Origin of the sequence: Paenibacillus alkalitolerans, assembly GCF_016482785.1 — a bacterium.
Taxonomy (GTDB): domain Bacteria; phylum Bacillota; class Bacilli; order Paenibacillales; family YIM-B00363; genus Paenibacillus_AE; species Paenibacillus_AE alkalitolerans.
Genome location: NZ_JAEMXM010000003.1, coordinates 260,498 through 279,759, shown reverse-complemented (window position 1 = coordinate 279,759; position 19,262 = coordinate 260,498). Strand labels below are relative to the sequence as shown.

Annotated in this window: 17 protein-coding genes and 1 other annotated feature; of the genes, 5 read left to right on the top strand and 12 right to left on the bottom strand. The window is 51.3% G+C overall.

All coding sequences use genetic code 11. The features are described 5' to 3' along the window. Window positions 1–72: 72 nt before the first annotated feature. Entirely contained in the window at window positions 73–282 is a 210-nt protein-coding gene (locus tag JET16_RS08010) for a hypothetical protein (RefSeq protein ID WP_199615277.1), read from the bottom strand. A 781-nt stretch (window positions 283–1,063) separates the two neighbouring features. On the opposite strand from JET16_RS08010, the gene JET16_RS08005 reads away from it, so the two are divergent. Then, complete coding sequence (locus JET16_RS08005; RefSeq protein ID WP_199615276.1) at window positions 1,064–1,408, top strand: ArsR/SmtB family transcription factor; 345 nt, start codon at window positions 1,064–1,066, stop codon at window positions 1,406–1,408. A 31-nt stretch (window positions 1,409–1,439) separates the two neighbouring features. Further along, a complete protein-coding gene (locus JET16_RS08000; protein ID WP_199615275.1) occupies window positions 1,440–1,955 on the top strand; it encodes an SRPBCC domain-containing protein in 516 nt (171 codons plus the stop codon). Here JET16_RS08000 and JET16_RS07995 read toward each other — a convergent pair. After that, window positions 1,948–2,148, bottom strand: coding sequence for a hypothetical protein (locus JET16_RS07995; protein ID WP_199615274.1), 201 nt, complete (start codon window positions 2,146–2,148; stop codon window positions 1,948–1,950). The two genes, JET16_RS08000 and JET16_RS07995, sit on opposite strands and share 8 nt — an antisense overlap. Before the next feature lie 312 nt (window positions 2,149–2,460). On the opposite strand from JET16_RS07995, the gene JET16_RS07990 reads away from it, so the two are divergent. Continuing rightward, window positions 2,461–3,780: a hypothetical protein gene (locus tag JET16_RS07990; RefSeq protein WP_199615273.1), complete on the top strand. Its 1,320-nt coding sequence runs from the start codon at window positions 2,461–2,463 to the stop codon at window positions 3,778–3,780. Window positions 3,781–4,392: 612 nt separating this feature from the next. Here JET16_RS07990 and tyrS read toward each other — a convergent pair. The 3 genes from tyrS to JET16_RS07975 form a co-directional block, all read right to left on the bottom strand. Beyond that, window positions 4,393–5,661 carry a tyrosine--tRNA ligase gene (tyrS, locus tag JET16_RS07985; protein ID WP_199615398.1) on the bottom strand — a complete coding sequence of 423 codons (1,269 nt, stop codon included), beginning with the start codon at window positions 5,659–5,661 and terminating at the stop codon, window positions 4,393–4,395. 73 nt (window positions 5,662–5,734) lie between these two features. Next, window positions 5,735–5,966: a binding site (T-box leader), on the bottom strand. Between the two features lie 208 nt (window positions 5,967–6,174). Next, window positions 6,175–6,711, bottom strand: coding sequence for a hypothetical protein (locus tag JET16_RS07980; RefSeq protein WP_199615272.1), 537 nt, complete (start codon window positions 6,709–6,711; stop codon window positions 6,175–6,177). After that, on the bottom strand, window positions 6,708–7,127 hold the full coding sequence (locus JET16_RS07975) for a MerR family transcriptional regulator (RefSeq protein ID WP_199615271.1): 420 nt from the start codon (window positions 7,125–7,127) through the stop codon (window positions 6,708–6,710). Before JET16_RS07975 ends, JET16_RS07980 begins: the two co-directional genes overlap by 4 nt. Window positions 7,128–7,469: 342 nt before the next feature. Here JET16_RS07975 and JET16_RS07970 point away from each other — a divergent pair, with 342 nt between their 5' ends. Together JET16_RS07970 and JET16_RS07965 are read left to right on the top strand one after the other, a co-directional pair. Beyond that, window positions 7,470–8,084: a TetR/AcrR family transcriptional regulator gene (locus JET16_RS07970; protein ID WP_199615270.1), complete on the top strand. Its 615-nt coding sequence runs from the start codon at window positions 7,470–7,472 to the stop codon at window positions 8,082–8,084. A gap of 117 nt (window positions 8,085–8,201) precedes the next feature. Further along, window positions 8,202–10,454 carry an MMPL family transporter gene (locus JET16_RS07965; protein ID WP_325176637.1) on the top strand — a complete coding sequence of 751 codons (2,253 nt, stop codon included), beginning with the start codon at window positions 8,202–8,204 and terminating at the stop codon, window positions 10,452–10,454. A gap of 192 nt (window positions 10,455–10,646) precedes the next feature. Here the strand turns inward: JET16_RS07965 and JET16_RS07960 are convergent, their stop codons facing one another. The 7 genes from JET16_RS07960 to JET16_RS07930 all read right to left on the bottom strand — a co-directional run bounded on the left by JET16_RS07960 (window position 10,647) and on the right by JET16_RS07930 (window position 19,176). Next, on the bottom strand, window positions 10,647–12,293 hold the full coding sequence (locus JET16_RS07960) for an RNA polymerase sigma factor (protein ID WP_199615268.1): 1,647 nt from the start codon (window positions 12,291–12,293) through the stop codon (window positions 10,647–10,649). Between the two features lie 80 nt (window positions 12,294–12,373). Next, window positions 12,374–13,009 carry a Type 1 glutamine amidotransferase-like domain-containing protein gene (locus JET16_RS07955; protein WP_199615267.1) on the bottom strand — a complete coding sequence of 212 codons (636 nt, stop codon included), beginning with the start codon at window positions 13,007–13,009 and terminating at the stop codon, window positions 12,374–12,376. Further along, the gene (locus JET16_RS07950; protein ID WP_199615266.1) at window positions 13,006–13,767 is read right to left on the bottom strand and encodes a hypothetical protein; all 762 of its coding nucleotides are present in this window, start codon (window positions 13,765–13,767) and stop codon (window positions 13,006–13,008) included. Before JET16_RS07950 ends, JET16_RS07955 begins: the two co-directional genes overlap by 4 nt. Before the next feature lie 5 nt (window positions 13,768–13,772). Further along, on the bottom strand, window positions 13,773–14,510 hold the full coding sequence (locus tag JET16_RS07945; RefSeq protein WP_325176636.1) for a WecB/TagA/CpsF family glycosyltransferase: 738 nt from the start codon (window positions 14,508–14,510) through the stop codon (window positions 13,773–13,775). 364 nt (window positions 14,511–14,874) lie between these two features. Then, on the bottom strand, window positions 14,875–15,264 hold the full coding sequence (locus JET16_RS31060; protein WP_199615265.1) for a YkvA family protein: 390 nt from the start codon (window positions 15,262–15,264) through the stop codon (window positions 14,875–14,877). Beyond that, on the bottom strand, window positions 15,257–17,383 hold the full coding sequence (locus JET16_RS07935) for an ABC transporter ATP-binding protein (RefSeq protein WP_199615264.1): 2,127 nt from the start codon (window positions 17,381–17,383) through the stop codon (window positions 15,257–15,259). The genes JET16_RS31060 and JET16_RS07935 overlap by 8 nt, the downstream gene beginning before the upstream one ends. Further along, window positions 17,380–19,176, bottom strand: a complete 1,797-nt coding sequence (locus tag JET16_RS07930; RefSeq protein ID WP_325176635.1) for an ABC transporter ATP-binding protein — start codon at window positions 19,174–19,176, stop codon at window positions 17,380–17,382. The genes JET16_RS07935 and JET16_RS07930 overlap by 4 nt, the downstream gene beginning before the upstream one ends. Window positions 19,177–19,262 lie beyond the last annotated feature (86 nt).

The window sequence follows — 19,262 nt, the reverse complement described above, 5'->3', positions numbered from 1 at the left end:
GGATATAGCAAATAGGGAACTCTAGGGTCGTGCCGTAAAACTTATGAATGCTAGAGTTATAAAAAATAGCGGTTATTCGTCATCCGTTAATGATACAGGGACCTCAATAGAATCAGTACCCATAATCTTGACGCCGTCTTTTTCACTGGAGCCGACTTCAACACCTACTTTTAATGTCTCTGGTTGATGTTTGGTATCTTTATCAGGGACTAAATCAATTACGACCGTTCCTGTGCCGCCTCCAGTTGGTCTATAACTTCGATCCCTTCCAACTTCTATCATCGTATTCCATTTTACGTTCGTATCTGCATTAGTCCATGTCGATACAAAGTCCGCAGGTTTTGATTGAGTTTCGCTTTCAGGGTAGCTGCTTATGATGTTAGAAATATACCATTTGTCAGGAATATAGAAAGCGACACCACCCCAATCATTAGGGTCGACCTCAATCGAAGCAACAATTTGTATATGTTCGGCCTTTCCTTCGTTTCCCTTGACAAATACCGTTCCTTTTGCAAAAGTTTTTAAATTCGTAGAATCGGAATTTACGCTAAAACCTCTCGCCTGAACTATTTTTTCGTTTACTGCGGTATCATGAGAATATTTTTCTTGCTTTGATGACAGCTGAACTAATCATGCTTAGTTAATCTTATAATCAATAACTTCTTTTCCCTTGGTGTATTGTATTAATCTTTCTATTTCATTAAGCACCCTTATTCGTCCCTTTTCATTGGTCCAAGAGTTTCAAAGTCTAATTCGGACAGGTACATAATGACCTCCCTAACAAACGTGTTCTCCGAAGTCTTATTTTACCATAATGCCCCATTCCTATGGTTAATATCATTGTGCAAATCTGCCCGTCTAGCACCCATATCCGGGTTTTTACGCGAAAGGCGGCACTGCGGCCATTAATCGCAGGGACTTTGAACCGGTTCATTATATTTTTATAAATATTCCTTGACACGAATATTCCCTGTCATGTATATTTAATTCGACAAGAAGATGACCATAGTGAAGAAGGGGATGAGCTTATACCGAGAGACCGTCACTTAACGAGGTGAGCGACATGTCAGGGAAGAATCCGGGCATGGACATGAAGACGCTGAGAGCTTTGGCCGAACCGAATCGTAAGGTTATCATCGAACTGTTGCGCGACGGTCCCCTGACCGTGGGGGAAATCGCCGACCGGCTGGGGCTTCGCCAGCCCCAAGCCTCGAAGCATCTGAAGGTGCTTAGCGACAACGGGATTTTAGAAGTGAAGGCCGAAGCCAACCGCCGGATCTATAAGCTCCGGCCCGAGCCCTTCCACGCGCTGGATGCTTGGCTGAACTCCTTCCGGCGCGTCATGCAAGAAAGATTCGACAATCTTGACGATTACTTGCGGGAACTGCAGAACAAGGAAAAATCATAGGTTAATTCAAATTGATGAGGAGGAATTACAAATGTCCAACAATGCAATAGTTTCGAGAGTAGAGAACGATAAGGTGCTGGTGCTGGAGCGGGTTTTCGATGCGCCGCGCGATCTCGTGTTCAAGATGTTTAAGGAGCCCGAGCATCTCAAGCGCTGGGGGGGGCCGAGGGGCTGGGAGCTTCCGGTCTGCAACTTCGATTTCCGGCCGGGCGGCGTTTGGCACTACTGCATGAAGTGCGTCGATCAGAACCAAGGCCAATTTTACGGTATGGAATCTTGGGGCAAAGGGGTTTATAAGGAAATCGTCGAGCCGGAGAAGATCGCCTACACCGATTACTTCTCGGACGCCGAAGGCAATGAGAACGACGCTATGCCGTCGACCGACATCACGATGGAATTCATCGATCTCGGCGGCAAGACAAAGCTTGTCAACCGTGCGGAATATGCGTCGGAGGAAGCCCTCAAGACTGTCATGGACATGGGCATGCTGCAGGGCATCACCGAAACTTGGGACCGTCTGGAAGAGCATCTGAACGAGGTCAAGTAAGGAAATATGGGGACGGCCGTCTGGCTTTAAGAGCTGGCGGCCGTTTTATTTTGGCGTTGCCGCCCATACCTTTGAAATGATAGTAGATGCGGCCGTCCGGACCCTCCCATTTTTCGAATGCTTGGACGGTCTGGGGCTTTTTGAAAGCATTGTCGTGCATGATCTCCCCCCTGAACAGGCTGCCGTTCGCCATTTGCCATTCTTCTCGTATAGTTGAGCGTTTCCTTTCTTAAGGACGGATACCCCCTCAAAGGAAGATTGGTAGTACTTACATCCGCCTTTGTTGTTGCATTTGCATGATGAAATCCTCATTCCCCAGAAAATACTGCAAGTACTACTAAATAGCTAGACACAATTTTTGCAAAACGCTTTATTCTCGTAATACCCGTGTTTTATGGTTCTCGAGAGGGATGCGTTTATCTTTAAGACATTTTAAGATATTTAAGACAATTAATATAACCATGCCGTTCGATAAATCCAAATGATGAAAGAGAGGAATGTTGCAATGAAGCGCATTTTGTCAGTCCTTATGGCGCTTGTCCTGCTGCTGTTCTTCGTAGGGAGCGTATCTGCTGCGCCTGCGAATAAAGGCACGACAAACTCTTATGACCTTGCTTTGCAAGCCTTAAAAGGAAAAGACAGCGTAACCGATTTGTATGTGAAAATTACTCCTAAAGAAAGCGGTACGATGCCCCCGGATAAACTCAAGAAAATCCAGCTTAAGTCCTACGATTTGGAAGGAAGACTCCTCTACACCAAGAATCTCTTCAACGTTGCCGCTTTCCCGGAATTAACCGATATAAAGCTCAACGATGTTGAAAGATACCAGGCGTTAGAAACAAGGATTCATGTAGAAAATGTTCAAACAGCGGTTGAGGAAGTATTGAGCGGAAAAACAACCGTCCTGCTTAAACCGGACCTTGTTGTCGATGAAGTACAAGCAACGGATAAAGTCAATGTAAATGTACCATTCTCCGTAACCGCCAATATCAAGGAACTAAACGGGGATATCGGCGCTAAAACCAACGTACAGATCCTTGACGGTTCCACAGTGCTTGATACCGCTGAAGGGTTAGCGGTGAATGCAGGGGGACAAACACAGGCGGTCTTTATGCTCACGCTTGCCAAAGCCGGAACATATTCGCTTAAAGTGAACATTGCCGGGGTGGAACCGGGAGATTACGCCGACTCCAACAATAGCATGACATTTACCGTTGAAGCCGTTGAAAACAACAAAACTGTGGACTACGACTCATATTACGATTACACCTCGGATTATGAGGACAACTGGAAAAACCAGAACGGTGAATCTCATATAATAGGCTCATCGGAAACGTTCGGCGTATACACCTTTACCCCGGATCAAATTACCCCGGAAGAAGTAAAACTGACACTGACCAGCGAAACAGGCAAGCAAAAGACGGCAAACGTGACTTTGTCTTACGGGGGTACCAGGGACGGTTACAACTACTGGTCCGGATCAGATCCATCGACGAATACGACGGTACGAGCTTATCAAAATTCACAGGGTACTAATTTGCAAGTCTTTCAAGCTATTGCCAACCAAAGCAGCCGGGACACGGATTCAGGGAATTACACTAATAGTAACGATGAATATTTGGGCGCAAAACAATCCGTTTCTGTCCAATTAGACATCTTATCGGCGGACGATACCCATTACGGCGGCACTTATTCCATCGCTCTGGCGCCGTTTAACAATACCTGGGATTATGTCGATGTCCGTGAGGAGGGCATTGAAACGCGGCATTGGGGCCATTACAACAGTTATCACGGTTCAAGCGAGGGAACCGCGCCCGCACGGTAGTGGTTTGAGGATTCAGCATCACGTGCCGGGTTTGAACACTGCTTTTTTGCTTCGGACGGGCGCAGCGGAAGCTGCGCCTTATTCTCAATATAAGCCCGGCTGCCGCAGCCACTGTTCGCTTGAGTTAGTTGAGCTTATTATTTGTTACAATTCTTACATATTCTTTTGTGTCTTCCGCAATCAACTTAATGCGTAGCGGCAGTCGTTTTTTGTTAGTTTACCCGATCCGGCACACCTTATTTTGTATATGTCACACCAGGGACGCTTCCATTTTTGCAATGCAATTCTTCGCTGTCCGGCTTCCTTGAATGTTCTTCGGTGGAGGTTGGTTATAACTTTAGGTACTTTGAGGTACTTATGTGCTCTATACTCCCGTCGCATACGTAGTGATAAGGCATGTTGAAGTACTTATTTTTCACATTGACGGGCAAATCGGTAGTTTTGCCGCGAATTAAGTCCCTCATAATGCCTTATTCATCCGCAAATTGCGCAATCGGTCGAAAATAAGTACCCCAAAATCCCCAATTCATAGTTTCGGGGCCAAATTACGAACTCACGGCGAAAGAAGCCTTCCACCCCGCCAATTTGCGGATGAAAGGCGTTCGGTCAAGCTCAAGTGAACTTAATCAGATAGTAATTTTTCTTGCCGCGGCGGAGCACGATGTATTTCCCATGGAGTCGATGTTCCGGAGTTACGGCTGTGTCGATGGCGGTCAGCCTTTCGCCGTTGACGTATACCGCTCCGCTCTCAATGTCCTGCTTCGCTTGGCGGCGGGACGAAGCGGCCCCGCAAGATATCACAAGATCGGTCAGGCTGATCTCGGCGGACCCTTCCAAATCTGTGGACGGAACGCCTTCTAATGCCTCTACAAGCTCATCTTCGCTTAGTTCGCGCACATCGCCGGAGAACAGTGCCGCAGTAATTTTCTCCGCGCTCTCCACCGCTTCGGCGCCGTGCACAATCTCGGTCACGGCACGTGCGAGCGCACGCTGCGCGGCGCGCTTCTCCGGCCGCTCGGCCACTTCCCGCTCAAGCGCCGCGATCTCCTCCCGCGTCAGGAACGTGAAGTATTTGAGAAACTTGACGACATCGGCATCATCGGTGTTGATCCAGAACTGATAAAATTGGTAAGCGGACGTCTTGTTCCGGTCGAGCCAAATTGCCCCGGATTCTGATTTGCCGAACTTCTTGCCGTCGCTCTTCACGACAAGCGGCAATGTCATGCCGAACGCCTTGCTTCCGCCACTTTTTCCGATCAGCTCCAGTCCGGCCGTTATGTTACCCCACTGGTCGCTGCCGCCGATTTGCAGCGTGCAGCCTTGTTCCTGATGCAGCTTGTAGAAATCGTATGCCTGCAAAATCATGTAGCTGAACTCAGTGAAGGAGATGCCGCCTGAAAGGCGGGAATCGACGGAATCTTTGGCCAGCATGTAATTGACGGTAAAATTTTTGCCGACATCGCGCAAGAAGCTTATCACGTCAAGCTTCGAGATCCAATCGTAGTTGTTCACGATTTGCGCCGGGTTATTCGCTGCTTCGAAATTCACAAATCGCGAAAGCTGGCGTCTAAGGCTTTCCGTCCACTCGGCTACCGTATCGGCGCTGTTGAGCGATCGTTCGGTGGATCGGCCGCTCGGGTCGCCGATCAGTCCGGTAGCTCCGCCGACGAGCACGATCGGGATATGACCCGCCTGCTGAAAGCGCCGCAGACATAATATAGGCAGCAGACTTCCGATGTGCAAGCTATCAGCGGTGGGGTCAAAGCCGCAGTATAAGGAGATGCGGTTCCCATCCATTAGCTCCAGCAGACCTTCCCGATCCGTAACTTGGTACACCAACCCGCGATATTCCAGATCCTCCAGCAGCTCCGCTGCGCTCATTTTTTCTGAGGTCACATTCATGTTTCGTTTTTCTCCCTTCATCGATTAAATATAAAAAACCCGTCTCTGCCAAAGCAGGGACGAGTCATCGCGGTACCACCCTAATTGAGAATGAACGGCGTTCACTCTCCACTCCATGTCCGGTAACGGCGGACAACCGTCTGTCGCTTCCGCCTGCTGCAGGCGGTTTCGCTCGAGATGCTCCGGGACGTAATTCACAGCCGCACGCGCACCGGCTTGCACCAACCGCCGGCTCTCTGAAGCGCTACAAGGGTCTGCTACTGGGTTCCCTTCGTCGCAATCTTCATGTGAAAAAATGTTGTAGCAAACAATACACCATTTATCGGTCCATGTCAACTAGCCGATCGCACCGAGTTTTCCCGCTATAACTGCCACGCCATTCCGATTTTTTCACTGGCATGCTCGTCTACGTGAATATATGTCGTACGCCCTCTCGCCCCGGCTTGTATTCTCCACAACATACGGAACTAACTGCATGTCTGCCGCTCCATCCTACTGGATTAACCCTTCGATCCGGTACTTCCTTTCCCATTCCGAAAGCTGATTGGGGTCCATCCTGATGAGCTTTGCGGGAGTATAGTCGGTGATGTCTTGAAGATTGTCGTCTACATTTTGCAGCTGCTGCAGTTCCTTGATTTTCCTTACAACCTCTTCGTCCACGGCGGCGTTTTCGATCTCCTCTTCCATAACAACCTTCATGGGGACAAAATGTTCCACGCGGGTAACACATCCATTACCATATTTGTAACAGAGTGCGACAGTGATCGTTTTTTCCCCGCAGGATACAAGCTCTCGAGTGAATATTTCGATGAAAAGCTCACTTGCAATTCGGGGGTTATGGATGAGTACCTCTCCTGTGTCATCTTCCTCGAAACCGTTAAGATTGGGAAGACGGTGGAGGCCGGTTGGAAGGGTCAGTTGTACTCGGGCTGTTCCCGTCGCTTGAGCTATTGGAGTCAGTTGAACCCAAAGATGGTTCATGCCCTCTTCATTCTCGATCGCTGATTTCGCGCATCGGACTTTGATCATTGCTTCCCTTCCCCCTTCAGCATGTTGGCCACGGTTTCAATCATCTTTGCTTTCAGTTCGGGCGAAATGCGCGGACTCACCGAAATAATCACATCTTCGCTCACGACATGAGTTTCGTTCTGCAGGATCTTGTCGGACTGGTAGAGCCGGAGGTTTTCGCCGATTTTGATCACTTCCTCCAGCGCCATGTTCTTCAGCTTTTCTTGTGCCGAGGCTAACGTTTCGCCGCTTTTGGACAACGCAAGAACGGCGCGGAGATAATGGAGATGGCGGTCTGTGTACACCCTCTTATTCCCCGCCAGCTCCAACGGCGGGATCATTCCAATTTGCGTGTAATACCTGACCGTTCTTAGGTTCAATTGCGGGTCATCTTTTTGTAGAATCTCTGTCAATTGCTTGGCGGTGTAAATGTTCAATTCTCTCACCTACTGTTCTTACGTTATGTTACAGTTTAGTGTAACATATACATCTTAGTGTAACTACCGTAACTTGTCAAGGAGCCTCCAACTACTGGGTAAAACTTTAGGGGCTGTCCAATGTTTCATACGCTTGGACAGCCCCTGTTTGTATTTTTTATGTAATTCTGCCTGTTGTTTATGTGATGCTCGTCAGATGCAATCATCCATCGTTCAAGTCACAGTTTTTGTAAATTATTGCTCATTGTGAATTTTTGCCCATTGTGCAATGATATAAAAGTGTTAAATACTTTTGGATTATCATCCTTATTGGAAGAGAGGTGCACGCACAGGCGGCGAATGATGAATAAACAAAGCTTACGTGATATGAAAAGAGAGGCGACCGCACATGCGCTGGCCGACGCAGCGTTCGAGCTGGCGCTTGAACGCGGTTTGGATGGTTTCGTCGTCGATGATATTGTGCAACGGGCCGGTTACTCGAGAAGAACGTTTGCAAACCACTACTCCTGCAAGGAAGAAGCGGTGGCTGCGGCTGCTGTAAGCTATAAGAACGTCCATGAAGCAGAGGATTTGATTGCAGGTATACCTGAAAATTTACCTCCTGTCGATATCCTTTATCAATTGATGAAAATGCAGCTTTCAGCAGAGATACTTTGGATATTGCGTGAGCTCGTGTCGCTTTCGAAGCGTTACCCGACACTTGAGCCATACATCCTCAACGTTCTCCGCAGTTCGCAAATTGCGGCTCAGGAGTTATTAAGCGACTTATCCCGTGGACGTTACCCCGAAGGGTACACCCATCTTCTCGCCGGCGCCGTTTACGGGGCCGTCCTGCCTTTGCTTGACGGTAGCATCAACGTACTGCTTCCGGGTCAATCGGCGGAAGAATCCCCGGGGGCTATGACATTCGATCAATACTTGGACATGATGTTCGGCTATTTGCGAAAAGGCTTCTAATTTTTTCCTTCATATTATTCCCATGCAAAGGAGAAGTATTAGCTTATGTCAGCATTCCTGTACAAAGTGGGCAAATCAGCCTACGACAAACCATGGTATTTCATCATCGGCTGGATCGTGATCCTCGGAACTGTTCTTGCCATGCTTGGCGTGAACGGCATACATGTCAGTTCCGAGATGAGAATCGAGGGCACCGAATCGCAGAAGGTGTTGGACCAGTTGGCGGAAGAACTCCCGGAGGCTTCAGGCGGACAAGCCAGCGTTCTGTTCATGGCTCCCGATGGCGAACGCTTGGACTCGCCGGAACGGTTAACTTCAATTACCAAGGCCGTTAACGAAGTTTATAGCCTTGACTATGTGATTAACCCCGCCAAATTGGCAGCGGAAGCAGGCGCATCGGCCACCGGAAACCCCCAAGGGGATGTAACGAAGCAAGCAGCCGGGGGCGAAATGCCTCCCTATGGCCCGCTGATGGTGAACGGCGTTCCGGTGCCCGGCGTGATGCTCTCCTCCGACGGCAGCGTTGCTCTGTTCCAATTCCAATTCACCGTTCAGCAGATGTCGTTGCCGGAATCCGTCCCTGACTTCGTGATCAAGGCTGTCACGGCCGTTGAGCAGGATGGTTCCGGCATAACGGCATTGCCTGGTGACTCGCTGACGACCAAGCCTTCGCTCGGTTCGACTGAAATTATCGGACTCGTCGTCGCCGCCACTGTACTTTTGATGACGCTCGGCTCGGTTGTTGCAGCGGGCCTGCCGCTTTTGACCGCAATCCTTGGCGTAGCCATAAGCGTAGGAGGGGCTTTTGCGATCTCAAGCTTCATCCATATGAGCGACATCACGCCGGCCTTGGCGCTCATGGTCGGTCTGGCTGTCGGCATCGACTACTCCTTATTCATCGTAAACCGTCAGCGCCGCATGATTCTCGATCAGGGACTGAGCGCACGAGAAGCTGCGAGCAGATCGGTCGGCACTGCCGGAAGCGCGGTATTTTTTGCAGGCTTAACGGTCATTATCGCCTTGTGCGGTATGCTCGTGATCGGGATTGAGTTTTTGTCCGCGATGGCGTTAGTTGCCGCTGCGAGCGTCCTCATCAATGTATTGATTGCTCTGACCCTGCTGCCGGCTCTGCTCGGTCTAGTAGGTGAACGCATCTGTTCGCCCAAAGCGCGGATGAAGAGCAGTGTCCATGCGGATGAAGCTTCTCATGGGGTTGCACACCGCTGGGTTACGGGTGTCTTGAAGTACCGCTCCCTCGTCATCATCGGCGTCATCGCGATACTCGGCGCGGCTGCCATTCCGGTCGCGAAAATGGAGCTGGGCATTCCTTCCGGCGCCACGGCGAACTTGGACACAACGGCTAGGCAGAGTTACGACGCGATTTCAGACAGTTTCGGGGAGGGTTTCAATGGTCCGCTGCTCCTGGTCGCCGAGCCCAAAGGTTCTTCTGGCAAAGTCGCTCCGGAAATGCTTTACGGTCTTGTTCAGGATCTCCAAAAACATGAGAACGTATCGCTGGTCACATTAATGGGCGTTAACAAAACCGGAGACATGGCGATTATCAGTCTTATCCCGAAATCGGGACCAACTGACGCAGCGACCAAAAACCTGGTGCAGGATCTCCGGGCTACCGATTCGAGCATCGCGCAGACTTACGATGTCACGATCGGCGTTACCGGGTTCACGGCGATAAACATCGATATGTCGTCTAAGCTCGCGGAGGCGTTCCCGCTCTACGTCGGCATTATCGTCATTCTCTCGCTGATCATTCTTCTGCTAGTGTTTCGATCGGTGATTGTCCCGATCAAAGCCACGGTCGGCTTCCTGCTCAGCGTGCTCGCCACGTTCGGAATCACCACGGCCGTGTATCAATGGGGATGGCTCCATTCTCTCTTCGGCTTCGATACCGGAGGGCCGCTGCTCAGCTTTATGCCGATTATGGTCACCGGTATTCTTTACGGGCTGGCGATGGATTATCAGGTCTTCCTTGTCAGTTCCATGCGCGAGTCTTTCGTTCATGGGCATAAGGGAACAGAGAGCGTAATCCATGGATACGATCAGGCCAGTCGCGTAGTTTTGGCAGCAGCCGTCATTATGGTATCCGTTTTCGCCGGGTTCATTTTTGCCCCTGATATCATGATCAAACAGATCGGCTTCGCGCTCGCAGTTGGCATACTTATCGATGCCATCATCGTCCGTATGACACTGGTCCCTGCCGTTATGGCGGTCTTCGGAGATAAAGCTTGGTGGCTGCCGAAATGGTTAGACCGTATGTTGCCGAACCTGGATGTGGAGGGCGACAAGCTGATCGCCGAGCTGAAAGCGAAGGACGGCACCGATGGCTTGCCGAACGCTCTTCCGGCTCAATAATTTACGTCCAATTTTTAATGAGACCCTACGAATAAAGAATACCTTCCGGTCGTTCGAGCGACTCGTCCAGGAGGATTCAGTGGAATCCAAATAGGGTAAGTGCTCGTGTTACAAAAACAGCCATACCCCTATTAAAAGAGGGTTATGGCTGTTTTTGTAATTGTTAATGTGAAATCTTCAAATAGTAAAATATTACTTCACGGGACCCATCCAGGTCGTGATCGTCTTTTTCTGGTGCGGCAGCGGCTCGCGAAGCTTTCCTTGATCGACAAGGTGCTTCAATATATAAGTGATTAACCTTCCTCCGCCGGTATTGCCTCTTACCATATGAGCGATTTGGGGTGCCAGATGCTTCGGTTGATTTTGCATCGTTATCGCAAGCGTTTTTTCGTAAAGATTGGCGATTGCAGGCTTATAAATGTTTGACAAATCCGGCATCACAGCGTTCAGCCGGTGCAGCATTTCAGGAGAATCAATCCAGACTGCGTTGAATCGAAAACCTTCCTCCGTTTTTCGGATGTACTCTTTCTCAAGCAGGAACGCATACTGCTCGCGATGGAGTTCGTCGTCGGGCAGTTTCCCTTTCCAGAATGAATAGCAGACCCCAACGTCCTTGAAATTAAGATGCCGCCACCCCGGACGGTCGCTCCAGTACGTATCCAATTGCCAAAGATACAACGGACTGCCTTCGCAGGCTCGATTCATCGTACCGCAAAACGAATAGTGACGCGGATCGAAGCTCAGCTTGGGCTTGTTGCTTCTTTCCAATGTCGCATAGGCGATATAATGACCTCCGTCTTTCCGCACCGGTGCAACTGTTGGATCATAGCTTCCTCCCTCAGGACAGCATCGCCAAGCCTGCTCCTCGATATTTTTGGGCAGTAACGTCCAGAGCAGGAAGTTATAATCGTCATCCGGGTAATACACGCCCGTTTCCTGAACCTGTTGGCGAATGTCCATCAGCGCCTCAAAATGAACATCGGCGACCTTAGCCGCGCATTCTTTATACAGCTGGTGTTGCGCCTCCCACTGTTCGACGGTGATATCCCAGATGATCGTATTGCTTTGGTATTTTCCGGACGAAACTTCGGTGAGAAAAGCGTAATCGGCCAAGTACATCACTTCATCTTCCAGCAATGCAGGCGGTATATCCAACTTCCTCGCGATTTCGTGAATAGTCATCGGCTTGTGATAGGCAGCAAACACTATGTTTTGAGCCAACGCCCGTCCAAGGAAATCATGTGTCTCGCCGAGCTGTCCGGGCGTCCCGGAATGTCCCGTACCGGTCAAACGAATCGGATTAACGCTCAAAGTTCCCGCTTCTTGCATTTTGCGTTCCATCCCCTTCTTCAATTCCTTCTTGGCATTGTGCAAATGCCATTTCACCGTATTGACAGGAATACCGAGGATTTTTGCGATGTCACTGTGCTTTAGTTCGTCATAATAATGCATGACAACGATGCGGCGATGGATATTCGACAGAAACGAGATTTCGTGTCTGAGGGTTCGATAAGCTTCCGTTTCGAGCAGCTGTTCGAGAGGCGTCCGTTCATGACCGGACAGCAGCTCGGACATGCCGTTCACTTCAATCGTCATGGGAGCGTGCGCACGCTTCTTCAACCAATTGGCCCAAGTATATCTGGCTATCGTCCAAACATATGCCTCAAGATTCTGAACATTTGCCCCCGAAGAGACGGATGTAATCAGCCGCAGCAAGATCTCTTGCGCGAGATCCTCCGCTTCAACCCGACCCTTCACCCGGTTCAACGCAAACCCGAATACAGGTTTGGAGTAAGTCCGGATCACTTCCGCCATATCGAACTGCCTGATGGTACTCATCTTCCGCCTCCCGCAAGCACCTCTCTAAAATTCCTGTCAACCATATAGTGTGTGGGATGGATGAAAGGTTGGGACATTTTTCAATCGTTCGTTATTTTTTTGAAAGTATCGCCGTTGATGTAAACAGCTTCGTAATCGGTAAGCCTCAGAACTTCACATTGATGCAAGGCTTCAAACTCTTGTATTCTCGTTTCATGTGATTTTTCATGAGGGAATTTATTGACTGTTCCGTAATGCGGGAAAATGATCGCTTTATTCAACCCGAGCGCGCTCATATCATTTAGACCGATATTGTTAAACTCGGGAGTGAAATGAACCACAATTTCAATATCCGGCCCCAATACCATCGTCCCCGCACTTATGCCCACAAGCGTTACACCTTTTTCACTCAGCTCTGCAATGATTTTGTCCGCGCCGCTTAACCTTAGATGATGCAACAGGTAAAAGGGATTCCCGCCGTTCAAACATATAACGTCATACTTATGTAAAATGTCCGCATCATCAAACTCAATATCTAGAAATCCAGCTTCGCGAAATCCCATCGATTCCAAAGCTTGTTGCGCTCTAACGGATACCGGGGCTTGTTCTTTAAGCCGGTGAGCTGTGGTAATAATAGCGGCATTCATATTGCATGGATGTAGGTCTATTAAATTGAGAAATTCTTCTTTGATCTTAGATGTCGTGAATCCGTCGGAGGTTAATAAAATTTTGCTCATACTTTCACTCCTAAAAGTGCCGGAAACCCTGCACGACTCCATAGCCATAAAGGCGTATGAACGTCAATCGGCGCTAAACCGCTGCCGGATAGCGCCTTCTCCCATTCCTCGGCAACAGTTTGTCTGTCTTCTGACGACCCGTTTAATACTTCCGGAGAACAGAGCCCTAGTTTAACGGTAGCCTGCAATATATGCGTATCCGGAGCTATAGTAATAAGTTCGCGAGATTCCCACTCAACCCCTGTATAAGACTCCAACACATACAACCAGTAATTGAAGATTTTCGGACCGGAAAGATACGGAAATTCGGACTTTCTCTTGAACTGCATGATCTCTTTGAGAGCTGCAATATCACATTGAACGGATTCAATTAAACCTAACACATCTCCTCTTGGAGAAGAGTCAGCAATCCCTCGAGAAACGCTTTTCCAAATCCCGGGATGACGGTTAGGCTGCAAAGCAACACGGTGATGAAGCAAAGCGCTTCGCAGATCGTCTATGTTACTTTCATACACGTCACTCGGACGAAATACCCAGCGAGAACTGTCATCGGTATAAGCTTGTGCAACCGACTGCCACAGTGCGTATGAATTTCTTTGATAATTTAGAGACATCCCCAGTGTCAACACGTTCATTAGATCTTCCTCAGCAACAACACCTATAAAGACATCCTCCGGCATGACTTCACCGCCAAGATAACCTTCGGAATGCATATGTATTAATAGCTTCAATTTCTCCAGAAACTCTTCTGCTCCCATTGCATTCACTTCCTATACAACAACGCCTTCACGGCAAAACGCGGCAAAATCAATTGTCTTCTCCACCTTGACGGCTGTTGGAGCAATCTGAAGAGCCATTCGACATTCAGTCTCTTCCAGATTTCTGGCGTCTCTCTTACTTTTCCGGCGAGAACATCAAGGCTGCCTCCGACGCCAATGGCAACTTTAGCGTTAAGCGTTGATTTATGCTTATGGATCCAGCGTTCCGCGTATGGGGCTCCAAGTGCGACGACCAAGACGTCGGGCTTCAACGAGCCGATCTCCGCAACAATCCCGGCTTCTTCGCTTTGACTAAAGTAACCGTGATGCCGACCCAAAATTGAAGCATGCGGGTACCTGGTACGGATAACGCCGCATACTTTTTCATTCGTAGCAGCATCCGCGCCTAAAAAATAAAATGACCACTTCTTCCGGTTTCCGGACTCAAGCAAACGCAGCAAGGTGTCGTAACCGGTAACGCGCTCGGGAAGATTTCCCCCTCTGATGCGGGATACCATTACAATCCCGATGCCGTCCGCCGTAATTATCCCGGCTTCATCGACTATGGAACGTAATTCGCGATCCTTTTGGCAAGCCATCGTGATTTCCGGATTCATCGTTATAACATGGAACAGTTCCGGTGACTTCCGTTCTATTACTTCGCCGATGAATTGCACGGTGCGGTCCAATGTCAGTTTCGGAAACCGGATTCCCATTACTTCAGCACAATCATTTTCAATCAAAGCATGTCCACCTCTCGACGTTACAATGCCGCAACAATTTTACTCAACTGGTTGAGGGCTGCCTCTTCTCGCTGGTCGGCGCCGCGAACGGTCGTAAAGGCCGTTTATTTTGCGCCCCACTTTGATCGCGAACACAATTAACGGTTGCTAAGACCGTTACGAACCGTCTCAACCTGCATTTCGGGTCGTTTTCCGCACTTTCGCACGAGGTTAAGAAACAAATTGACCGTTAGTTTTCGTGATTCACCTATATATTTCCAAACTAACGGTCCATTTTGCTGTTTGGAGCCTCAGATGTCCGCTTTCGCGAAGACCCGCTGCAACTTCGATGCCGGCATTCCTACCGGCGATACGCCCCCGGCGGCTAAGAAAACCACCTATACGCCAGCAGCGCCACGTACACGGCAGCGCCGATCCATACCGCGACAATGACCGCCCCGGCAACCCAATTCACAGGCTTCTTGCTGCCTTCCGCCATAATAGCATCCGCTTCGCGCCGGCACGCCTCCAACACGTGAGAGGGGATCAACCGTATTACGGCGGCGATCCCCAACGGAACAAGCACGATGTCGTCCAGATAACCGAGTATCGGAATGAAGTCGGGAATGAGATCGACGGGGCTGAACGCATACGCGACAACCGCCGCTGCCGCAGCCTTCGCGTACCACGGCACATCGGGCCGGCGGGCGGCCAAATAGAGCGCAAACAGCTGCCTCTTCAACAATCTAGCCCATGTTCGCAGTCTTTCAAGCATTGAGCGTCTTCCCTATCCCTTTATCTTTATACTGCAGCTGATGCAGCCTGTAATAGTATCCCTCTTGCGCGAGCAGCTGCCGATGGCTGCCGGTCTCGCGGACTTTGCCTTTGTGCATGACGATGATTTGATCGGCGTGCTGGATCGTCGACAACCGGTGAGCGACGACAAGCGTGGTGCGTCCGCGCGAAATGTCGGAAAGCGCCTTCTGCACGACGAGCTCCGTCTCCGTGTCGATGTTCGAAGTCGCTTCGTCCAAGATGAGCACCTGCGGACGGAACACGATGGCGCGGGCGAACGACAGCAGCTGGCGCTGGCCGAGCGATAGCGTCACACCCCGCTCCCCGAGCAGCGTTTCGTACCCGTCGGGCAGCGACCTGACAAATTCGTCCATATGGACCCGCCGCGCCGCCTCGACTACATCTTCCCGCGTGATTCCCTCTTCATTCAAACGCACATTGTCGGCGATCGACCCGGTAAACAAAAACACGTCCTGCTGCACGATGCCGACCGCCTTGCGCAAATCCGCAAGAGCAATGTCCCTTATGTCGATGCCATCCAGCAATATCCGGCCTTTCTGAATATCGTAAAACCGGTTGATCAGTTGGATGATCGAGCTTTTTCCCGCGCCCGTCGCGCCTACGAACGCCGTCGTTTCACCCGGACGGATCTTGAAAGAAACATCTTTCAACACCCACTCCCCTTCGTTGTATGCGAACCACACGTTTTCAAAGACGATTTCCCCGCGCACCGGCTCCTTAAGCCGAACCGGCTCGGCCTTCTCTGCCATGCCCGGCTTTTCGTCGAGCAGCTCAAAGATGCGCTCCGCGCCAACCATCGCAGCCTGCACCTGGCTGTATTTCTCCGCCAAGCTCATAAGCGGGTTGAAAAACTGCCGCACATAGATGGTGAAAGCATAGACGATACCGAACGTCAGCGCGCCGTCTATGACCCGCAAGCCGCCGTACCAGAGCAGCAGCGCTACCGCGAAGTTGCCGATCATTCCGATCGCCGGCTGGAACACGGAATTGATGATCGTCCCGCGCATCCCTGCCCTGTAATGCGACTCGTTCAGCTCGTTGAACTGCTCCCACTGCTGCCGCTCTCTGACGAACAATTGAGTGATGCGCATACCCGACAAATTTTCCGCAAGAAACGAGTTCAATCGCGACAGGAGCGCGCGCGCCACCCGCTGCGCTTCGCGGATAACCATCTTATACCAGAAAGTCAACCCCGCGAGAAAAGGCAGCACGATAAAAGTCAACAACGTCAGCTTCACGCTCATGTGCAGCATGACGGCGACGATGCCGACCAGCACAAGCACGTCTTTCAACAGGTTTACAATGACCTGCGTAAACAAGTTGTTGAGCGACTCGGTATCTTGCGTCACCCGCACGACGATCCTTCCGACCGAATTGCGGTCGAAGAACGACATCGACATCCGGTTCAGATGGCGGAACAGATCGTCGCGGATCTTATATAAGATGCTCTGCCCCGTATACTGCAGCAAATTCATCTGCCATATGCTTAACACTGCCGCCCCGGCGACGGCTGCAAGAAACAGGCCGCCCAACTTCCATATTCCTGCGTAATCGCCGGACTGAAACGCGGACTCCTCCGCCTCCGTGACGGACCGCGCCGGCAATACGGTTTGCTTGCCGTCGACCGTGAACGCCACCGCCAAGCCGCCTCCGTCCGACTCCGGCAGCTGCGTAAGCTTGAGCCCGCTCTGCTCCGCGGGCAGCCACCCGGCGACCATATACGTGGCGCCATCCAATTCGACGAGCTGCACCCGCTCCAGCCCGCCTGCCACCGCCGAGTCGGGTGCGACGCGCGCGTACGCCCGCTCCCCCGGCGCTCCGGGGAGCGGATCGAGCCCGAGGCTGCGCAGCCGCTCCGCCGAATCGGCGGCGACCATCGGCTGCCGATAGCCGTTAATATGGTCGTCGATCGCCACCTTGATTAGATACGTTCTGCCAAGATCGGCACCTACGACTACAAAAGCCAGCGCCACACATACCAGAAATTTGCCCCAATGCGGAGCGGCGTACCGTATAAGCCGCCGCAGAAGCTCCCAGTCGCCGAACCGGGCCGCGTCTTTCTCTTGATGAATGCTCACGCCAAATCTACCCCCTTCGGGGAATGCTGAGAATCGTGCGATTCCGTTCGTTGCGATTCTTCGTCCATAAGCTGCTTGTGATACATATCCGCATATATGCCGCCAAGTCGAAGAAGCTCTTCATGCGTTCCGCGTTCGGCGATGCGCCCCTCGTCCATGACGATAATTTGGTCCGCCCGCCGCACGGACGATATCCGGTGGCCGATAATGATCGTCGTCCGGTTCCGCATCACCGCATCGAGTCCGGCCAATATGCGGTCCTCCGTCTCCGTGTCGACGGCCGACAAGCTGTCGTCGAACACGAGCACCGACGGCTTCTTGATGACTGCGCGCGCGATGCTGACCCGCTGCCTCTGTCCGCCCGAGAGCGATAACCCTCTCTCCCCGAGCGCCGTGTCGAAGCCTTTCGGGAATTCTACGATATTATCGTACACCTGAGCGATGCGCGCGGCTTCCTCCACCTCTTCGAAGGTGTGCGGTTTCGGATCGAACTGGATGTTGTCTTTAATCGTCGAGGAGAACAAAAATCCGTCCTGAGGCACGAAACCGACCCCGCTGCGCAGCACCGAGAGCGGCACCGTCAAAATATCGTTGCCGTCCAAATACAGCGTGCCGATCGGCGGGTTGTACTGCCGAACCAGCAGTGAAACAAGCGTGCTCTTCCCGCAGCCGACTTTGCCGACGATCGCCAGCGAGCTTCCCCTCGGCACATGCAGCGAAATATTGCGGAGGGCCGGCCGCGTCGCGCCCGGGTACTTAAAGGTTAAATTCTTAAACGTAATCTCGCCTTCCAACCGTTCAATCCCATAGTTCGTATCCGATCCGTCCTTCACGTCGGGAGCCGTGTTCAATATTTCGAGCAGCCGCCGCTCGGATGCCGAACCCTTCTGCAGCACGTTCATCACGCGGCCGATATTCTCAATCGGACCGATCAACAGCGCCAAATACGTATTGAATGCGACGAATTCGCCGAGCGTTATGACGTCCTGCAGCACCATGACGCCGCCATATATGACCGAGACGAGAAAGCTGACGCCTACAATCGCGTGGCTCGCGCCGTTAAACATCGAGTTCGTGCGGACGAACCGCTTGTTTGTTTCCACGGACAGGCCGTTCGCTCGTTCAAATTTGCCGATCTCGTGCTTTTCCTGCACGAACGCCTTCACCACGCGTATGCCTGCGACGAATTCCTGCACCTTGCTCGTCATCTCCCCGATCGCAACCTGCACATCCGAGGATTGCTTCTGCACGGTGCGGTGAAACCGGTAGGCGAGCAAGGTCAGCAGCGGAAGCGGCAGCAGCGTCAAGAACGTCAACAGCGGCGAAATCGATCCGGCCATGGCGATAACCGTCACGCCGATCAGCACGACCGCTTCCATCACTTGATAATACGCGCCCATCGTCACTTCGCGCATGACGCCGACGTCGCTTACTCCGTGCGCCATCAGATCGCCTATGCGCTGCTTGTTATAGTATTGCACCGGAAGACGCTCCCAGTGGGTGAACAGATCGTTGCGCACCCTCATTTCAAGCTCCCTCGCAAGCCTGAACAAGTAAATGCGGCCCACGGAGCGAAAGAAGGCGGTGCCGAGCGCCGCGCCGGCGATGCCCAGCGCCAAGTAGCCGATCCCTTCCGCCGTCAGCAGCTTCTGTTCCAAACGATCCGTAAATTCCCCCATCAGCATTGGAATGAGAAGCTGCAGCAGCGATGAAGCGGTAACGAGCAAAAATCCGAACAGGTAAGGCCAACGGTGACGAACGATGTGCTCCTTAAAGATACTACTGTGCTCCACGGTACGGTGTCTCCCCCTCCGTAAATGCAAATCCTTTTTCAACATATGAACTTATCGTATTTGATATAATGGTAGAGGCATAGCCA

Bases quoted from the DNA above. Each gene is read 5' to 3' on its own strand.
- JET16_RS08010 (WP_199615277.1), bottom strand. From the start codon at position 282: ATGATAGAAGTTGGAAGGGATCGAAGTTATAGACCAACTGGAGGCGGC.
- JET16_RS08005 (WP_199615276.1), top strand. From the start codon at position 1,064: ATGTCAGGGAAGAATCCGGGCATGGACATGAAGACGCTGAGAGCTTTG.
- JET16_RS08000 (WP_199615275.1), top strand. From the start codon at position 1,440: ATGTCCAACAATGCAATAGTTTCGAGAGTAGAGAACGATAAGGTGCTG.
- JET16_RS07995 (WP_199615274.1), bottom strand. From the start codon at position 2,148: ATGGCGAACGGCAGCCTGTTCAGGGGGGAGATCATGCACGACAATGCT.
- JET16_RS07990 (WP_199615273.1), top strand. From the start codon at position 2,461: ATGAAGCGCATTTTGTCAGTCCTTATGGCGCTTGTCCTGCTGCTGTTC.
- tyrS (WP_199615398.1), bottom strand. From the start codon at position 5,661: ATGAGCGCAGCGGAGCTGCTGGAGGATCTGGAATATCGCGGGTTGGTG.
- JET16_RS07980 (WP_199615272.1), bottom strand. From the start codon at position 6,711: ATGATCAAAGTCCGATGCGCGAAATCAGCGATCGAGAATGAAGAGGGC.
- JET16_RS07970 (WP_199615270.1), top strand. From the start codon at position 7,470: ATGAATAAACAAAGCTTACGTGATATGAAAAGAGAGGCGACCGCACAT.
- JET16_RS07960 (WP_199615268.1), bottom strand. From the start codon at position 12,293: ATGAGTACCATCAGGCAGTTCGATATGGCGGAAGTGATCCGGACTTAC.
- JET16_RS07955 (WP_199615267.1), bottom strand. From the start codon at position 13,009: ATGAGCAAAATTTTATTAACCTCCGACGGATTCACGACATCTAAGATC.
- JET16_RS07950 (WP_199615266.1), bottom strand. From the start codon at position 13,767: ATGGGAGCAGAAGAGTTTCTGGAGAAATTGAAGCTATTAATACATATG.
- JET16_RS31060 (WP_199615265.1), bottom strand. From the start codon at position 15,264: ATGCTTGAAAGACTGCGAACATGGGCTAGATTGTTGAAGAGGCAGCTG.